Source organism: Stenotrophomonas sp. Marseille-Q5258 (assembly GCF_946900935.1).
Lineage (GTDB): Bacteria > Pseudomonadota > Gammaproteobacteria > Xanthomonadales > Xanthomonadaceae > Stenotrophomonas > Stenotrophomonas nematodicola.
The window spans coordinates 45,738-61,945 of sequence record NZ_CAMPPN010000005.1 but is presented as its reverse complement, the minus strand read 5'-3'; the positions used below and the strand labels follow the sequence as shown (position 1 = coordinate 61,945).

The window sequence follows — 16,208 nt, the reverse complement described above, 5'->3', positions numbered from 1 at the left end:
GTCACATCGATGAATGTGCGTGTGACGGCTAAAGCAAACGGGGGTACGGCCGATACATTCTCCGTGCACTTCCCGAGAACGTCCATGTACTCACGCATCTTCATTCGTCTGGCCGCCCCCCTGGTCCTGACCCTTCTGCTTCCTTTCGCCATCGGCTTCGAGTGGCCGGCCGCCCTGCGTTGGGCGATCCTGACCACGATGACGCTCAGCTGGCTTGGCTTTGCCTGGTGGACCACGCGGGCGCAGACCCAACGGTCGCCGGAACACGCCCGCATCCTGCGCGAGCAGGATCAACTGCTGACCGAGCTGCGCTCGTTCGTGGCCAACGAGGTCGAAGGCTCGCGCGGCGAAGTCGAGCGCGCCCGCGATCTGATCCGCCACGCCGTCAGCGGCCTGGGTGGCAGCTTCGATGCGATGAACCGCAAGTCCCGCCAGCAGAGCCAGGCACTGGCCCGCATCGTCGACCGCGCCGGTGAAGACGGTGGCGCCGGCGTCGACGTGGCCCGTTTCGCCCAGCACGCCAGCCACCGCATGGAACAACTGGTGGAAGCGCTGGAGCAGGTCAGCGGCCAGAGCAGCAACACCGTGCAGCACATCGACCAGATGGCGCAGCACCTGGACGGCATCTTTGCCCTGCTGGAAGACGTCAAGTCGATTGCCGACCAGACCAATCTGCTGGCACTCAATGCCGCCATCGAAGCCGCCCGTGCCGGTGAAGCCGGTCGCGGCTTCGCGGTGGTCGCCGACGAGGTGCGCAACCTCTCCGAACGGTCCACCACCTTCAACGAGCAGATCCGCAAGCTGGCGCACAGCTCCAAGGACGCCATTGCCAAGGTGCGCGAGACGGTCTCGCACATGGCCTCGCGCGACATGGACCGGTCCCGCGAAGCCCGCCATGAAGCGGCGCAGATGCTGGACAACGTGGCCCAGATCAATGCCTCGCTCGGCGACGGCATGCGCGAGATCTCCGAGTGCGGCCGTGCCATCGACAGCAGCGTGGCCGAGGCCGTCCGCGCCCTGCAGTTCGAGGACATCGCGACCCAGGCGCTGGGCGGCGTTCACACCCACCTGGACCGCCTGACCGCGATCAACCGGGAGGCGGTGGCCCTGCAGGAACTGCTGCACCGTAACGGCGGCGTGTTCGACGAGGAAGTCGTCACTGCCCTGCAGCGCACCGGCAGCCGCCTGCGCGAAATGCGCAGCGAGTGGGAGCGCCCGCCGCACAAGGCGGTGGCCCAGCAGAGCATGGCCGCCGGCGCGGTCGAACTGTTCTGATCGACATGTCGCGTGCCGGCCCCCATACCGGCACCTGCAACGGCCCCGGCATCCCCGGGGCCGTTGCGCTTGCATCACCCGCCCACGTTGCAGATGATCGTCCGATGCTGTTGAACGCCTCCGTAGCTGCCGTCGCGTCCCTCCCCACCACCGATCCCGGCCCGGTGGCGCAGCCCCTCATGGGCGGCGACCCGCGCCCTGCCCGGGCAGCGCCCTCGCCGCCGCAGGGCCGCGCCCTGATCGCCTGTCTGGAACAGCTGGCGCAGCGGGAGCTGGCCCAACTGGCCACCCGCTCCATGCCCGGACCGGCCGCACTGCCACATGCCCTCGACCCGGCACATGCCAGCCTGGCCTGGGACCTCGGCCTGACCGGCGACGCACTCGACGCCACCCGCTGAACCGTACCGCCGGGCGCGGGGCTGTTTTCGTGCACGACGCGCAGGATGCTCCTGGTGCCGTACCAGGACCGCTCACGCCATCAACTACCCGCCTGAAGCGGCGGGCGCTGCATATCGGGGACTGGGCGCGGAGGCGGGGTTCGGCACCGGTCTCGACGGCCCCCACCAGGCCATTGCCCATCTCGGCCAGGTCCAGATCGACACGCTGTCCGTGGTCCAGCGGGCACACCCCCACGTGCTGAGGAACCGGGTGCCCGAGGACGATCCGTCCGGTCCGAGCCGCCTGGTCGGCGACAGGATGATCGTCGAGCACGGTTCCACGCTGCGCCCATGCGCGACGACCGTTGCGCGCTGCCACGGCGCGCCATGCGCGATGCTGTCCGTGAGCGGCTTGACGCCTGCATCGTCCAGCGGCTGCAGGGGACCGGCGATCTGGACGTCCACGTGGACGCGGCTGCCGCAAAGCGCACGCCGGCCCTCCCCGGGCGCGTCACGATCCTCCCGCGGTTGGACAACCGGATCATCCATCGCGAACGTCTGAGCGCGCTGTTCGGCTTCGACTACCGGATCGCGCGCATACCCCGGCGAACAGACGCAGGTTGGGCTGCTTCTGCCTGCCGGTTCTGCATGGCGAGGGTCGGGTGGCGCGCATCGACTGCAACGCGCACCGCCGCGAAGAGCGCAGCGCCTGCGGCGTCGAAACGGACGGCAGACGCCTGCGGCGCGCCGTGTTGCCGGCGATCAGGTTACTGCGTGCGCCGCTGGCTGCAGGCGCTCGCGCGGGGCGATCTGCGCTCCGCCCTGCTTGAGCCATTGGGCCAGGTCGCGCGGTGTGAGCGGACGGGAATACAGGTACCCCTGGATTTCGTCGCACCCTTGGCGGCGCAGCATGGCTTCTTCCTGCTCGGTTTCCACGCCTTCGGCCACGACCTTCATGCCCAGCGCGTGGCCCAGGTGCACGATGGCCTGGGTGACCTCGGCGGTGCCGGCGTCGTGCAGCATGCCCTGCACAAAGCTGCGGTCGATCTTCAGGCGGCCGACCGGGAACCGGTTGAGGTAGTGCAGGTTGGAGAAGCCGGTACCGAAGTCATCCACGGCCAACGGTACGCCGTGGCGCTCCAGCACGTCGAAGCAATGGCGCAGCAGGTCGGTGTCGCGGATCAGCGCCGATTCGGTCAGTTCCAGCTCCAGCCGCTGCGGTGGCCAGCCGTGGGCATGGCAGATGTCGATCACGCGCTCGGCAAACCCGCGATCACGCAGCTGCACCGCCGAAACGTTCACCGCCACGCGATCAAATTGCAGCCCGGCCTGGTCCCACGCCGCTGCCTGACGACAGGCTTCGGCAAGGACCCAATCGCCGATCCGTACGATTTCCCCGCACTTCTCGGCGATGGGGATGAACTCGGCCGGACTGCAGTAACCAATACCGGGACGATGCCAGCGCAACAGCGCTTCGATCGCCGGCGGTGCGCCGTGGTCGGCGTGCAGCAGCGGCTGATAGGCCAGGCTGAACTCCTCCCGCTCGATCGCCCCCAGCAGGGCATGTTCGATCTCCAGCTTGCGCTGGATCCGCAGCAGCGCGTCCTGGCTGTAGTACTGATACGTATTGCGCCCCGCCTCCTTGGCCGCATACATCGCCGCGTCGGCTGCGCGCAGCAGCGAATCGAAATCGCAGCGTCCGTCGTCGAGCATCGCGATGCCCACGCTGGCGCCCACCTTCAAGGTGGTCTCGCCACGGTGCAGCGGTTCGGCCAGCGAAGCGATCAGCTTGCGTGCGACATGGCCGGCGTCTTCCGGGTCGGCAAGGTCGCGCAGCACCACGATGAACTCGTCGCCACTGAAGCGCCCGAACAGATCGCTGTTGCGCAGGTTCTGGTGCAGGCGCGCGGCGGCCGCCTTGAGCAGCGCATCCCCGGTGGCATGGCCGAAGGTGTCGTTGATGGTCTTGAAACCGTCCAGGTCAATGAACAGCATCGCCAGCGGCGCGTCGCGATCGCGGGCCTCTTCGATCGCATCGGCCGTCTGCTCGCGCAGCAGCATGCGGTTGGGCAGGCCGGTCAGCAGGTCGTAGTGGGCCAGCAGCTCGATGCGCTCGTTGGCCTCGCGCTCGCGGGTGATGTCACGGAACAACACGACAAAGCGCGTCGGCAGGCCGTCGCGGTGGTCAAGCTCGATCAGCACCTGTACCCAGATGCGCAGTCCGGACTGGCGGTAGAAACACAGGTCCAGCTGCTCGGGCAGGCCGCCACCGGCGATGCGCTCCAGCGCCGCCTCGAAGGCGTCGCGCGAATCCTGGGTGTACAGCGCCAGGGCCTGGTCGAGGCTGATCGGCTCCTTGCGCAGGCCGTGGATGCGATAGCACTCCTCGGTCCACTGCATGCTGCGCGTGGCCACCTCGATCTCGCAGCCACCGATGCGTCCCAGGGCCGAGACGCGGTTGAGCAGTTCGGTGCGCCAGCGGATCAGCGCGTCGGTCTGATGCTGCTCGGTGATGTTCTGGACCTGGCCCAGCAGGCGCTGCATGCGCCCGTCCGGCCCGACCAGGGGCTGCATCCAGACCCGCAGGTGCAGCGCGCCCTCCCGCGGCCGGGGCAGTTCCAGTTCCAGCGTGGTGGCACGTCCATCACGCCACATGCGCCGCCAGGCGCTGCGCAGCTGGCCGCGCGAGCGTGGCTCGAGCCGGCGCAGCCAGTGGCGGCCAACCGGCATGGGATCGTCGCCCTCGCCCACCAGCGCGCGGAACTCCGGCGACCACCAGAACTGGCGCGCCTCGGGGTCCCAGGACCAGCTGCCCATGCTGGCGATGCGCTGCGCTTCGCGCAGGTGCACCTGCTGTTCGCGCAGCTGGGTTTCCATCTGCTTCTGGGCCTGGATGTCGGTGTGGGTGCCCACCATCCGCAGCGGCTGGCCGTCGGCCGTACGGCTGACCACACGGCCACGGTCGAGCATCCAGCGCCAGTCGCCATCCGGGTGGCGGACGCGGAACTGCGCGCTGTAGACAGCGCCCTCGCCACGCAGATGCGCGTCCAGCGCGGTGCGGACATGCGCCTGGTCATCCGGGTGCACGTGGTCGAGCAGCGCGCCGGCGGCGTCGCCGCGGCCCTGCTCGTCATCCATCGGCCCGCCGTCCCACCGCCGCGAGCGGGTCACCGTGTCGCTGGGCAGGTCCCAGTCCCACAGCCCATGTCCGGCATGCTCCAGAGCCAGCTCCCAGCGACTGCCCGCATAGGCGGCCACCGGCTCGGGCACGCTCAGGGTGAAGGCCAGCAGCTGCCCGTCGGCATCGTGGACCGCGCGCATCCAGCCGTCGAACCGGCCGCGTGGCCCGCCGGGAAGCTGGCACGGCACCAGGCCACCGTCGGCAGCGAGCAGCCGCAGGTCTTCCAGTACCTCGCCGTACGCGGCCAGGGTTGCCGGCAGGCCGTGCTCGCGCGCGGCCGGATTGGCCGCCAGTGGGCGACCGGCACGGTCGAGGATGACCAGTGCCGAGGCCAACGGGTGCTGCAGCAGACTGGCGATGATCCCTTGGTCCACGCGGTATGACTCCGAAAACGCACCCGACAACCGGGAACGCAATCGTTAGCGGCGGGTTTGGCCGATTATTGAGTGCCCCCCCGCATAGGGACCCGCCCGAGGCGTCCTCACCCCCTCACCTCAAAGCCCTCCGCACCCTCTAAGATGGTTGCCGCCCTCGCCACCGTCTCCCGCCGTGCCCATGCCTGTCGACGCCTCCGGCCACTCACCGTCGCCCCCGCCCGAACGCCCGCTTGCGCGCGATCTGCGCCGCGACCGCTGGCGGGTGGTGGGGCTGTATCTGGTGCTGGCGCTGGTGTGGATCCTGTGCAGCGACGCGGCAGTACAGGTGCTCGCCGGGGACATGCATACCGCCGCCCGCTGGCAGACCTTCAAGGGTGCCTTCTTCGTGATCGCCAGCGCCGCGCTGATCTACCTGCTGCTGCGCCCGCTTGCCCAGCACGTGCTGCATACCCACGCGCTGCTGGAAGGCTCGGAAGCCCGCCATCGCCAGATGTTCGAGGGCAACCCGGGGCCGATCCTGGTGTACGACCTGGCCACACTGGCGATCCTGGATGTAAACCCGGCCGCGTGCAGTCTGTTCGGCTGGTCGCGTGACGAGTTCATGGCGCTGCCGGTGGATGCGTTGTGGCCGCCCGGCCAGGATGCCGCACTGACGGACAAGCTGGCCCAGATCCGCGACCAGCCCGAGCAGTTGTGCGTGATCACCGCCGACCTGCGGCTGAAGGATGGCAGCCACCGGCGCATGGAGATGCGCAGCAGTGCGATTGACTACGACGGCCACCAGGCCCGGCTGCTGATCGCCATTGACCGCACCCGCGAGGACCAGGCGCTGCAACGCCGCGACCAGGCCCTCGCCCGCGTCGAAGAGGCGCACGAGATGGCCCGCATCGGCGCGTGGGAGCTGGACCCGGCCAGTGGCCAGGGCCGCTACTCCAACCAGGTCTATCGGCTGCTGGGCCGCCGCCCGCCGGAGGCACGGCGCTGGCACCGCTTCGAGGAACTGCTGGTTCCTGCCGATCCGGCCACTGCGGCGCTGAGCGAGCAGCTGCTGGTCGACATGACCTCCGGCGAGCCGGTGCAGATCGACGTGCTGCTGCCCCTGCTGGCGATGGATGGCCGCGCCCTGATGGTGCATCTGCGCGCGCAGAGCGGCCTGGACGACGCCGGCCGGCCACGGGTACTGGGCACTCTGCAGGATGTGACCGAGCGCGAGCAGTCGCGTCGCCTGCTGCGCGAACGCGAGGAACAGTTCCGTGAGCTGGTGCGGGTGCTGCCGGACGGCGTGGTGATCCTCTCCGACGAACACGTGCTCTACGCCAACGCATGTGCCGCAGCGCAGTTCGGCTATGCCAACCACACCCTGCTCGGCGAACCGCTGGCGGTGCTGGTGGCCAGCGCCGATCTGGCGCGGGTACGGGCCCAGCTGTTCGCGCCCATCCCGGTGCCATCGACCGGCGCCGGCGAAGTGATCGGCATGCGCCGACTGGATGGCCAGCATTTCCAGGCCGGCCTGGCCGTCGGCGATGTGCGATATGGCGGTCGGAACTGCAAACTGCTGATCGTGCGCGACCTGAGCGAACCCGAACGCATCCGCGCGGCGCTGGAAACCAGCAACCGCGAGCTGCAGGCGATGGCGGGCCGATTGTTCTCGCTGCAGGAAGACGAGCGCCGGGCCATCTCGCGCGACCTGCACGATGACATCGGACAGGCAATCACCGCGATGAAACTGTCTGCCTACGCGGCGCAGGACGAGGCCGACCCGCTGCGCCGGGACGAAGACCTGGTGCAGATCATCCAGCTGGCCGACACCACGGTGGCAAAGCTGCGCGACCTCTCCACCCTGCTGCGCCCACCGCAACTGGACGCGCTCGGGTTGGAGGCGGCCCTGCGCTGGCAGGCCGGGGTACTGTTCCGATCGGCGGCCATCGACCTGTTGCCGGACATCCAGTCGCTGCCCCGCCGCCCGGCCGGCGACATCGAACAGGCCTGCTTCCGCATCGCCCAGGAGAGCCTGACCAACGTGCTGCGCCACGCGCGCGCCAGCCAGGTCAGCCTGCAGCTGCGCGACGTGGACGATCACGGCCTGCACCTGCAGATCCGCGACGACGGTGAAGGCTTTGACCCGGACGGCCCGCGCGGGCTGGGCCTGATTGTGATGCGCGAACGTGCGCAGAGCGTCGGCGGCACCCTGAAAATCGAGTCGGCGCACGGCGCCGGCACCCTGATCGACCTGTACCTGCCCTACCGCGCCACCGGCGTGAGGGCCGCTGAACTCCTGGAACACTGAGCCCATGTGGAACCCTTCCCTGCCCCTGGTCAGCATCGAGGATGCCCCGGACCGCCTTGGCGCCGGCAACCCCGAGCTGCAGGCGATGGTGGCCGAGGCCGCCTCCGGCGGCACCCCGCTGATGCTGATGCACGTGGACATCGACCATTTCGCATCGGTCAACGAGAACATGAGCGCCGAGGTGGGCGACCAGGCCCTGGTGCTGGTCGCCCAGCGCCTGCAGCACCACCTGCGTGGCCGCGGCAAGCTGTGGCGGCATGGCAGCGATGAGTTCCTGATCGCGGTGCAGCGCACCGCCGATGTGCCGCTGCCCGAGGACCTCGCCGAGGAAATCCGCCAGCAGCTGGAGCTGCCGCTGTCGGTGCTGCCCTACACGCTGTTCATGACCGGCAAACTGGGCGTGAGCCTGTGCCCCGAACACGCCAGCGGTGCGTCGCGGCTGCTCGACCATGCCGAGGACGCGCTCTACCAGGCCGCGCGCGAAGGCGGCAATGCGGTGCGCATCCATGCGGTGGATACGCCATCGAGCGCGCACAGCGAGAGCATCATTGCCCGGCAGATCGTCGATGCCATTCCCAACGGTGAACTGAAGCTGCGCTACCAGCCGCTGGTCAGCGCACGCGACGGCCACGTGGTGGGCATGGAAGCGCTGCTGCGCTGGCAGTCGCCGACGCTGGGCATGCTGGTGCCGGAGCGCTTCATGCGCACGGCCGAGCGCCTGGGCATCATCGTGCAGATCGGCACGTGGGTGCTGGAAGGCGCACTCAAGCAGGCGCGGTTGTGGCGCGACCAGGGCTTCGACGATTTCACCATCGCGGTGAACGTGTCCACCCTGCAGCTGCTGCGCCCGAATTTCTTTGCCGAGGTAATGGCGCTGATGCAGACCGCCGGGGTGCCGGCGCACATGCTGACGCTGGAGATCAACGAGAGCGCGCTGACCAACAACGTCAATTTCGTGCACGAAACGCTGGTCAACCTGCGCAATGAAGGCATCAGCCTGAGCCTGGACAACTTCGGCACTGGCGACTCCAGCCTGAGCGCGCTGGTGCGCTACCCGGTCGACAAGCTCAAGATCGACCGCAGCTTCATCAAGAGCGCGCCGGCCGGCAACCGCGAGGCGGCCATCGCCCGCGCGATCATCGCGATGGGTCACCAGTTGGGCATGACCGTCATCGCCAATGGCGTGGAGTCGCAGGCACAGCTCGGCTTCCTGCGCCGCAACGACTGCGATGTGTTCCAGGGCTATCTGTTCGGCGAGCCGATGTCGGCCGATGCGGCCGGGATGACGCTGCGCCGGCGCTACCTGCGCCCGGAAGCCTTCGCCGAAACACGCCCGGACCGGACGCTGCTGCTGCTGGACGACGAAGAGAACGTACTGCGCTCGCTGGTGCGCCTGTTCCGCCGCGACGGCTATCGGATTCTGGCGGCCGGCAACGTGCGCGATGCCTTCGACCTGCTGGCGATCAACGACGTGCAGGTGATCCTGTCCGACCAGCGCATGAGCGACATGAGCGGTACCGAGTTCCTGGGCCGGGTGAAGATGCTCTACCCGGACACGATCCGGCTGGTGCTGTCAGGCTACACCGACCTCAACACCGTCACCGACGCGATCAACCGCGGCGCGATCTACCGCTTCCTGACCAAGCCGTGGAACGACGATGAGCTGCGCAAGCACATCCACCAGGCGTTCCGCACGCACGAAGAGCAACGCCGCGCCAACACCGCCCCGCCGGTAGCGATTGCAGCGCCGGAAGACGAGTGACCTGACGCCAGCGCGAACAGCCCCCGGCATCTGCCTGCCGCTGGCTGGGCCGACGGGTGCGGGCTTACGGGACACCCGCACCCGTCAGCACCGCACGGTACGTTCATCGGCCACAGGCTGTTCGCGCCGACCCCGCCCACCCGGCCATCGCCGGGCGTCACGCAATCACCCGATCTCGCCAGCGCGGGGTTCAGCGCGGCTGTTTGATCGGCAGTACCACGCGGAAACGAGCGCCCTCGCCCGGGGTGCTGTCCAGGTCGATGCGGCCGTGGTGCTTGTTGATGATGCTGTAGGAGATCGACAGGCCCAGACCCGTGCCGCTGCCCACCGGCTTGGTGGTGAAGAACGGGTCGAAGATGCGCTGGCGCAGTTCCGGCGAAATGCCGCCGCCTGTGTCCTCGAACTCCACCCAGACCGTGTCGCCGTCCACGCCCGTGCGCACGGTGATCGTGCCGCGTTCGGCGATCGCGTGGCCGGCATTGAGCAGCAGATTCATGTAGACCTGATTGAGCTCGGACGGCAGGCATTCCACCAGCGGGAGCTGGCCGAACTCGCGGTGCAGCGTGACCTTGTACTTGAGCTCGTTCCAGATGATGTTGATCGTCGATTCCAGGCCCGCGTGCAGGTCCACCAGCTTCCACGACTCGTCGCGGCCGGAGTACGAGAAGTCCTTCAGATCGCGCACGATACGCGTCACCCGCTCGATGCCCTCGCGCGACTCGGCCATCAGCTGCGGCAGATCGCGGCTGATGAAGTCGATGTCGAACCGGTTGCGGATGTCGTCGATTTCCGGGATCAACGCCTTGGGGTCGGGCGCACGCAAGGCACGCTCGTAGGCTTCGATCACCGTGAACAGACTGCGCAGGTATTCCTGCAGGCTGCCCAGATTGGAGTGCACGTAGCCGATCGGATTGTTGATCTCGTGCGCCACGCCGGCCGCCAGCTGGCCGATGGACGCCATCTTCTCCGACTGCAGCAGCTTTTCCTGCGTGCCGTTCAAGCGCAGGTAGGCCTGCCGCAGCTCGGCGTGACGCTGCTGCAGCTCACGCTCATAGTCTTCCTGGCCTTCGATGCGGTGGAACAGGGCCAGATAGTGGCGCTCACCTGCCGCCTCATGATGGTAGACGTGGGCGATGACCATGCGCTCGCCGACCGGCAGGCTGCCATTCCAGTGGCCCTGCTGCCGTGCATGCTCCAGCGCGTCCGGCGGCAGGCGTTGCCGCAGCCATTGGGTCGCGCTCAGGCCGGCATCGGGCTCGGCCTGGCCGACGATGGCGCGCAGGGCCGCGTTGGCCACTGCCACGCTGCCGTCCTCGCGAAACAACAGCACCCCTTCACGGGTGTGCTCGAACAGGGCGAGCAGGACCGGCTGGGGCGGCAACGGCGCGGTAACAAACGAGATATCGGCGGTCACGGTCACGTCGGGCAGGTGAAAACAGGCGCCCAATATACGCGAACCGGAAACCCCGGCCCGGCACGTGCTGCCCGGGCCGGTCAGGCGACGGCCAGCGGCCGGCGCGTGTGAAGCGTGCTGGATTGGCCCTTGGCGTCATATGCCGACGCCTCCTCACTGCGGCCCAGCTGGCGCAATGCCCAGTTGACCTCGCGGCGGCGGCGCGCCAGCAGCACGCCGTTGGCGCGATTGCGCTCGGCCAGTTCCTGCAGACGCTCGGCCTGGCCGACCGGCAGCGCCGCTTCGAGCGCACGCAGCGCCTCCAGCTTGGCGCCGGTCGCCTGAATCAGCGCGTGGACATCATGCTCGACCAAGGCCAGGCGTTCGACGTCCAAGGCATCGCTGAGGCGCTGCAACGGCTCGCTCATCGCCAGCGTCATCCCTGCAGCTGCTGGTCCAGCTCAAGCATCCGCGAGGCAATGGCGTCAGGGTTGATCGTGTAAGTGCCGTTCTGCAGCGACTCGCGCACGGCCTGCACGCGGGCCGCGTCGATCGCCGGGGCCGTGCTCAGCTCGCGCTGCATGGCCTGCAGCGAGGTGGCTTCACCGGTCAGCCGCAGGCTGTCCACGGCTTCCACCGGGCGCGCCTGGGGATCGGTACCCGCGCTGGGCTTGGTGCCGAGGGCGACACTGCGCAGATGGGCGGTGGCCTGCAGGTTGCCGTCGATTTTCTGGCTCATGGAGATGTCCTGGGTGTTCGGTTCACAAGGGATAACGGCACAGAGGCCGCCACCTTTAGGGGGAAATGGCAGGGTTTTTCAGCACAAACGGGTGCCGGTCAGCATTGTGATCAACGCGTCACTAAAACGTCGCCACTGGCGTCCACGGTACCTTGAACGATCTTGCGTGACGACAGGTTCTCCACCGACACCCGTTCGTGCTCGCCCGCGTCGGCCATCGCCCGCCCGGCCACCCGCACCTCCACCCCGCCCCGGCGCGAGACCAGGGCGACGCTGTCGCCCCGGCGCACCAGGCGCTGGGCGACCAGGTCGTTGGCCGACAGCAGGCTGCCGGCGCTCAGGGTCCGGCGGGCTACCCGGCCGACCGCCACCTGGGGGTCGGCCAGTGCGGCGCCGGCAATGCGCGCCACGTCACGCTGGGCAGTGGTGATATCGGCCGCCGTCAACGTTTCTCCAGCGGCGATCCCGCGGTTGAGGACCAGCACCTGCTGGTTGCGGCGGACCTTGACCGGCACGAACAGCCGCCAGCCGCCGGCATCCGGGCAGCTCACCTCCACCGTACTGGTACCGGTCGGCTGGGCGCGCAGTGCTTGACCGCAGGCCGGCAGGCGCAGCGCCGAGTCCAGCGACGTGTCGCCTTCGGTGCCGGCCGGCAGCGTCGACAACGCCGCACCGCGGATGCTCTCCACCGGCTGCCAACCGGCGGCAGCCCCGGCCGGGAATGCCAGCAGCAGGGACAGAACGACCAGGACAGAACGCATGCAGTCTCCAGGGGCAACGGACATGCGCAGGGCGATGCAAGGTGCGTGCCGCAACCCACCGTCGCTCCCGGGCGCGCCGCGCTCAAGTCGCGCCGGGTGGCGCCGATACCAGACCCATGTCCCATGACCTGCTCAACCGCATCGACCAGCGTACGCGACTGGCCGGCCACAATCGTCTGGCCCTGCTGCTGTTCCGGCTTGGCGGACGTCAGCTTTTTGGCGTGAACGTGTTCAAGGTACAGGAGGTGCTTCGGCGCCCGTCCCTGTTCCAGGTCCCCGGCCTGCCCAGCCAGTTCGCCGGCGTTGCCGACGTGCGCGGCCGCTCGGTGCCGGTGCTGGACCTGGGCCTGGCCATCGGCCACCCCGAACGCGAACCGGATGCCGATACCGCGCCAGGCTATCTGGTGGTGACCGAGTTCAACCGCTCGATCCAGGGCTTCCTGGTCAGCGGCGTGGAACGGATCGTCAACATCGCGGTGGAGGACATCCACCCGCCGCCGGAACTGGGTGCCGAATCGAGCTACCTGACCGCCGTCACCCGTTTCCAGGGTGAATTGATCCAGGTGATCGACGTGGAAAGCGTCCTGGCCGATATCGCCCAGGTGCGCGGCGAAGCCGTGCTGGACCCGTCGATGGCCCTGCCGGCCGATGCCCCGCCGATGCAGGTACTGGTAGTGGACGACTCGCGCGTGGCCCGCCAGCAGATCCGCAGCGTGCTGGACCAGCTGGGCGTGAGCGCGACCCTGCTGTCGGACGGCAAGCAGGCGCTGGACCATCTGATCCAGATCCATGCGGCCGGGGAGAATCCCGCCGAGCGCTACGCGATGGTGATCTCCGACATCGAGATGCCGGCGATGGACGGCTACACCCTGACGACGGAAATCCGGCGCCACCCGGGTCTGGCCGGCCTGTACGTGCTGCTGCACACCTCACTGTCGGGCGTATTCAACAACGCGATGGTCGAGCGGGTGGGCGCCAACGCCTTCGTGGCCAAGTATTCCCCGCACGAACTGGCCGATTTCGTGCTGGACCGGTTGCGCAAGGTGGCAATGGCCGCCTGAGACACGGCGGTCGCACGCGACCGCCGACGTCCACGCTCCCCCGGGAAGGCCGGAGCGGCATCGTTCATCCTCACGCCCAGCACCTGCTGGGCTTTTTTGTGGGCGTCCGGGCCGCCTTGCCCGCGCGCTGTCGACCCGGGCCATATGCCCCGACGCCATACCGATTGGCACAGCCCTTGCAGCCTCCCCCGCATCGTCCCGTGGGAGCGCGCCATGCCCAATCTGATTTCCGACTATCTGGGGGTCCATGCCCAGGCCATGCCGTTGCGCGAGCAGCGGATGAAGCTGATCGCCAGCAACCTGAGCAATGCCGACACCCCCGGCTACAAGGCCCAGGACCTCGACTTCGACGCCGCCCTGCGCCACGCCCAGGGCCTGGACGCCAACGGACTCATGAAAACCACCAACGAACAGCACTTCGCCATCGGCGGCGGCCTGAACCCCTTCCAGATTGCCAAGGACGGGGTGCAGCCCAGCATCGACGGCAACACCGTCGACCCGGACGCCGAGCGTGCCGCCTACGGCCGCGCCGCGCTGGAGTACCGCGCCTCGCTGAGCTTCGTCGAATCCAAGGTGCGCTCCATGCTCACCGCCATCACGGGCCAATAAGCCATGAGCAATCTGCCGATCTTCGACATCGCCGGCTCGGCCCTGCAGGCCCAGTCGGTGCGCATGAGCACCATCGCGTCCAACCTCTCCAATGCCGATACCGTCGCCGGGTCGGCCGATGCGGTCTACAAACCGCTTGAACCGATCTTCCAGTCCGTCACCAGCCGGACAGACCCGAACATCACCACCGTCCAGGTCAAGGAAATCAACCAGAGCGACGCGGCACCCATCAAACGCTACGAGCCCGGCCATCCGCTGGCCGATGGCGATGGCTACATCTACCAGCCCGACGTCGATCCGGTGGCGCAGATGGTCAACCTCATTTCCACCTCGCGCAATTACCAGGCCGGCGTGGAGATGCTGACCACCGCCAAGGAACTGGCACTGGCCACCCTGAGCATGGGTCGCTGACCCCCACTTTTGCAGGACATACCGTCATGAGCAGCACCAGCGGCGTCGGCCAGGGCAGCGATATCTATACCGCGCTCGGCCTCAACGCACCCAACAGTGACACCAGCAAGAAAAAAAGCACCCTGGACCAGGCCGACTTCCTGCGCCTGATGACCGAGCAGCTGCAGCACCAGGACCCGCTCAAGCCGATGGACAACACCCAGATGGTGGCGCAGATGGCGCAGCTGTCGCAGGTGCAGGGCATCACCGACCTCAACGCCACGGTGAAGGGTTTCCAGGACCAGATGTCCGGTGACCAGATCCTGCGCGGGGCTGCACTGGTGGGCCACGACGTGCTGGTTCCTTCGACCACGTGGTCGCTGGAAACCGAAGGCAGCACCAGCGGCATGGTCGCGGCACCCGGCGCCGGCTTCGTCAATGTGGACATCACCGACGCCAACGGCGTCAAGGTCAACACGCTGAGCGTGGAGGCCAAGGCCAGCGGCGAAGTCACGTTCGAGTGGGACGGCAAGGACGCCAACGGCAACCGCATGCCGCCCGGCAGCTACACCCTCGCCGCCACCTTCACCGACAGCGCCGGCGCCAAGACCAAGGCCAATACCTACGTCGAAGCACCTGTGGAAAGCGTCACGGTCGGCTCCGACGGGCTGTACCTCAACCTCAAGGGCCTGGGTACGGCCCCGATCGACTACGTGCTCCGCATCAGCTGAGCCGCCCCACCCCGCATACCAGGAGCAATCTCATGGGCTTCAATGTCTCGTTGTCCGGCATCAACGCCGCCAATGCCGATCTGAACGTCACCGCGAACAACATCGCCAACGTGAACACCACCGGCTTCAAGCAGTCGCGCGCCGAGTTCGCCGACCTGTTCTCGGCCACCAGTTACGGTCTGTCCAAGAACGCCATCGGCCAGGGCGTGCGCCTGACCAACGTGGCCCAGCAGTTCTCGCAGGGCAACAACGAGCAGACCGGGCGCAGTCTGGACATGGCCATCTCCGGTGAGGGCTTCTTCACCATGACCATGAACGGTGCGCGCGTGTACTCGCGGGCCGGCAACTTCCAGACCGACCAGGCCGGCTACGTGATCAACCCGCAGGGCGCGCGCCTGCAGGTGTTCGCCCCGAACGCGGACGGCACCAGCTTCGACGCCGGTCGCCTGGTCGACCTGCAGCTGCTCACCACCGACAGCCCGCCCAAGCAGACCAGCAAGGTCAACGTCAGCTTCACCCTGCCGGCCGACGCCAAGGAGCCTACGGTCACTCCGTTCAGCCCGACCGACTCCAACAGCTACAGCCAGTCCACCGGCGGCATCACGGTGTACGACTCGCTCGGCGTGAGCCACACCCAGACGTCGTACTTCGTCAAGGGTGCCGCCGCCAACGAGTGGCAGGTCTACAACTATGTGGACGGCCAGGCACAGGGTGCGCCCACCACGCTGACCTTCAACAATGCCGGTGCACTCACCTCGCCCGCCAACGGCCAGATCACCCTCACGCCGTTCACCCCCAGCACCGGCGCCGGCCAGCTCGCGCTGACCCTGGACATCTCCGGGTCCACCCAGTACGGCGAGAAGTTCGCGCTGCGCAATACCCAGCAGGACGGTTACGCGGCCGGCAAGCTCAACGAGATCACCGTGTCTGAAGAAGGCGTGGTGTACGCGCGCTATTCCAATGGCGATGACAAGGCGCTGGGCCAGGTGGCACTGACGACCTTCAACAATACCCAGGGCCTGGAAGCCAAGGGCAACAATCTGTGGGTGGAGACCTTCGGCTCGGGCACCCCCCGCACCGGGGCACCGGACAGCTCCAACCTCGGCAAGGTCCAGGCCGGTTCACTGGAAGCCTCCACGGTCGATCTGACCGAGCAGCTGGTCAACATGATCACCGCCCAGCGCAACTTCCAGGCCAACTCTCAGATGGTCTCGACCATGGACCAGATCACCCAGACCATCATCAACATCCGTTGATGAACCACT

14 protein-coding genes are annotated in these 16,208 nt (G+C 67.9%); 9 read left to right on the top strand and 5 right to left on the bottom strand.

What is annotated here, in order from left to right; translation table 11 throughout:
- The first annotated feature begins 84 nt into the window (after nucleotides 1-84).
- The gene (locus tag OC534_RS03535; RefSeq protein ID WP_017354425.1) at nucleotides 85-1,275 is read left to right on the top strand and encodes a methyl-accepting chemotaxis protein; all 1,191 of its coding nucleotides are present in this window, start codon (nucleotides 85-87) and stop codon (nucleotides 1,273-1,275) included.
- Nucleotides 1,276-1,379: 104 nt separating this feature from the next.
- A complete protein-coding gene (locus OC534_RS03530) occupies nucleotides 1,380-1,673 on the top strand; it encodes a hypothetical protein (protein WP_262071369.1) in 294 nt (97 codons plus the stop codon).
- A 741-nt stretch (nucleotides 1,674-2,414) separates the two neighbouring features.
- Here the strand turns inward: OC534_RS03530 and OC534_RS03525 are convergent.
- Complete coding sequence (locus OC534_RS03525; RefSeq protein WP_136004104.1) at nucleotides 2,415-5,207, bottom strand: bifunctional diguanylate cyclase/phosphodiesterase; 2,793 nt, start codon at nucleotides 5,205-5,207, stop codon at nucleotides 2,415-2,417.
- 181 nt (nucleotides 5,208-5,388) lie between these two features.
- Here OC534_RS03525 and OC534_RS03520 point away from each other — a divergent pair, with 181 nt between their 5' ends.
- Both OC534_RS03520 and OC534_RS03515 read left to right on the top strand, forming a co-directional pair.
- Entirely contained in the window at nucleotides 5,389-7,497 is a 2,109-nt protein-coding gene (locus OC534_RS03520) for a PAS domain S-box protein (RefSeq protein WP_136004102.1), read from the top strand.
- Between the two features lie 4 nt (nucleotides 7,498-7,501).
- Entirely contained in the window at nucleotides 7,502-9,259 is a 1,758-nt protein-coding gene (locus tag OC534_RS03515) for an EAL domain-containing protein (RefSeq protein ID WP_017354429.1), read from the top strand.
- 190 nt (nucleotides 9,260-9,449) lie between these two features.
- Here the strand turns inward: OC534_RS03515 and OC534_RS03510 are convergent, their stop codons facing one another.
- The 4 genes from OC534_RS03510 to flgA form a co-directional block, all read right to left on the bottom strand.
- Nucleotides 9,450-10,640, bottom strand: a complete 1,191-nt coding sequence (locus OC534_RS03510) for an ATP-binding protein (protein ID WP_229296464.1) — start codon at nucleotides 10,638-10,640, stop codon at nucleotides 9,450-9,452.
- Nucleotides 10,641-10,753: 113 nt separating this feature from the next.
- Nucleotides 10,754-11,092 carry a flagellar protein FlgN gene (locus OC534_RS03505; protein ID WP_136004101.1) on the bottom strand — a complete coding sequence of 113 codons (339 nt, stop codon included), beginning with the start codon at nucleotides 11,090-11,092 and terminating at the stop codon, nucleotides 10,754-10,756.
- Nucleotides 11,089-11,391: a flagellar biosynthesis anti-sigma factor FlgM gene (gene flgM, locus OC534_RS03500; RefSeq protein ID WP_017354432.1), complete on the bottom strand. Its 303-nt coding sequence runs from the start codon at nucleotides 11,389-11,391 to the stop codon at nucleotides 11,089-11,091. The genes OC534_RS03505 and flgM overlap by 4 nt, the downstream gene beginning before the upstream one ends.
- A 110-nt stretch (nucleotides 11,392-11,501) precedes the next feature.
- On the bottom strand, nucleotides 11,502-12,152 hold the full coding sequence (gene flgA / locus OC534_RS03495) for a flagellar basal body P-ring formation chaperone FlgA (RefSeq protein WP_017354433.1): 651 nt from the start codon (nucleotides 12,150-12,152) through the stop codon (nucleotides 11,502-11,504).
- A gap of 116 nt (nucleotides 12,153-12,268) precedes the next feature.
- Here flgA and OC534_RS03490 point away from each other — a divergent pair, with 116 nt between their 5' ends.
- The 5 genes from OC534_RS03490 (at nucleotide 12,269) to flgE (ending at nucleotide 16,199) form a co-directional block, all read left to right on the top strand.
- Entirely contained in the window at nucleotides 12,269-13,213 is a 945-nt protein-coding gene (locus OC534_RS03490; protein WP_017354434.1) for a chemotaxis protein, read from the top strand.
- 213 nt (nucleotides 13,214-13,426) lie between these two features.
- Nucleotides 13,427-13,822 (top strand): flagellar basal body rod protein FlgB, encoded by a 396-nt coding sequence (flgB, locus tag OC534_RS03485; protein WP_017354435.1) that lies wholly within the window; start codon nucleotides 13,427-13,429, stop codon nucleotides 13,820-13,822.
- Nucleotides 13,823-13,825: 3 nt separating this feature from the next.
- Nucleotides 13,826-14,233 (top strand): flagellar basal body rod protein FlgC, encoded by a 408-nt coding sequence (gene flgC, locus OC534_RS03480; protein WP_017354436.1) that lies wholly within the window; start codon nucleotides 13,826-13,828, stop codon nucleotides 14,231-14,233.
- 26 nt (nucleotides 14,234-14,259) lie between these two features.
- On the top strand, nucleotides 14,260-14,943 hold the full coding sequence (locus tag OC534_RS03475; protein ID WP_166472963.1) for a flagellar hook capping FlgD N-terminal domain-containing protein: 684 nt from the start codon (nucleotides 14,260-14,262) through the stop codon (nucleotides 14,941-14,943).
- Nucleotides 14,944-14,975: 32 nt separating this feature from the next.
- Nucleotides 14,976-16,199, top strand: a complete 1,224-nt coding sequence (flgE, locus tag OC534_RS03470; protein WP_017354438.1) for a flagellar hook protein FlgE — start codon at nucleotides 14,976-14,978, stop codon at nucleotides 16,197-16,199.
- Nucleotides 16,200-16,208: the final 9 nt, after the last annotated feature.

Coding starts and splice junctions, on each gene's coding strand:
- OC534_RS03520 (WP_136004102.1), top strand. CDS start 5,389: ATGCCTGTCGACGCCTCCGGCCACTCACCGTCGCCCCCGCCCGAACGC.
- OC534_RS03535 (WP_017354425.1), top strand. CDS start 85: ATGTACTCACGCATCTTCATTCGTCTGGCCGCCCCCCTGGTCCTGACC.
- flgB (WP_017354435.1), top strand. CDS start 13,427: ATGCCCAATCTGATTTCCGACTATCTGGGGGTCCATGCCCAGGCCATG.
- flgM (WP_017354432.1), bottom strand. CDS start 11,391: ATGAGCCAGAAAATCGACGGCAACCTGCAGGCCACCGCCCATCTGCGC.
- OC534_RS03475 (WP_166472963.1), top strand. CDS start 14,260: ATGAGCAGCACCAGCGGCGTCGGCCAGGGCAGCGATATCTATACCGCG.
- OC534_RS03490 (WP_017354434.1), top strand. CDS start 12,269: ATGTCCCATGACCTGCTCAACCGCATCGACCAGCGTACGCGACTGGCC.
- flgE (WP_017354438.1), top strand. CDS start 14,976: ATGGGCTTCAATGTCTCGTTGTCCGGCATCAACGCCGCCAATGCCGAT.
- flgC (WP_017354436.1), top strand. CDS start 13,826: ATGAGCAATCTGCCGATCTTCGACATCGCCGGCTCGGCCCTGCAGGCC.
- flgA (WP_017354433.1), bottom strand. CDS start 12,152: ATGCGTTCTGTCCTGGTCGTTCTGTCCCTGCTGCTGGCATTCCCGGCC.
- OC534_RS03515 (WP_017354429.1), top strand. CDS start 7,502: ATGTGGAACCCTTCCCTGCCCCTGGTCAGCATCGAGGATGCCCCGGAC.
- OC534_RS03530 (WP_262071369.1), top strand. CDS start 1,380: ATGCTGTTGAACGCCTCCGTAGCTGCCGTCGCGTCCCTCCCCACCACC.
- OC534_RS03505 (WP_136004101.1), bottom strand. CDS start 11,092: ATGACGCTGGCGATGAGCGAGCCGTTGCAGCGCCTCAGCGATGCCTTG.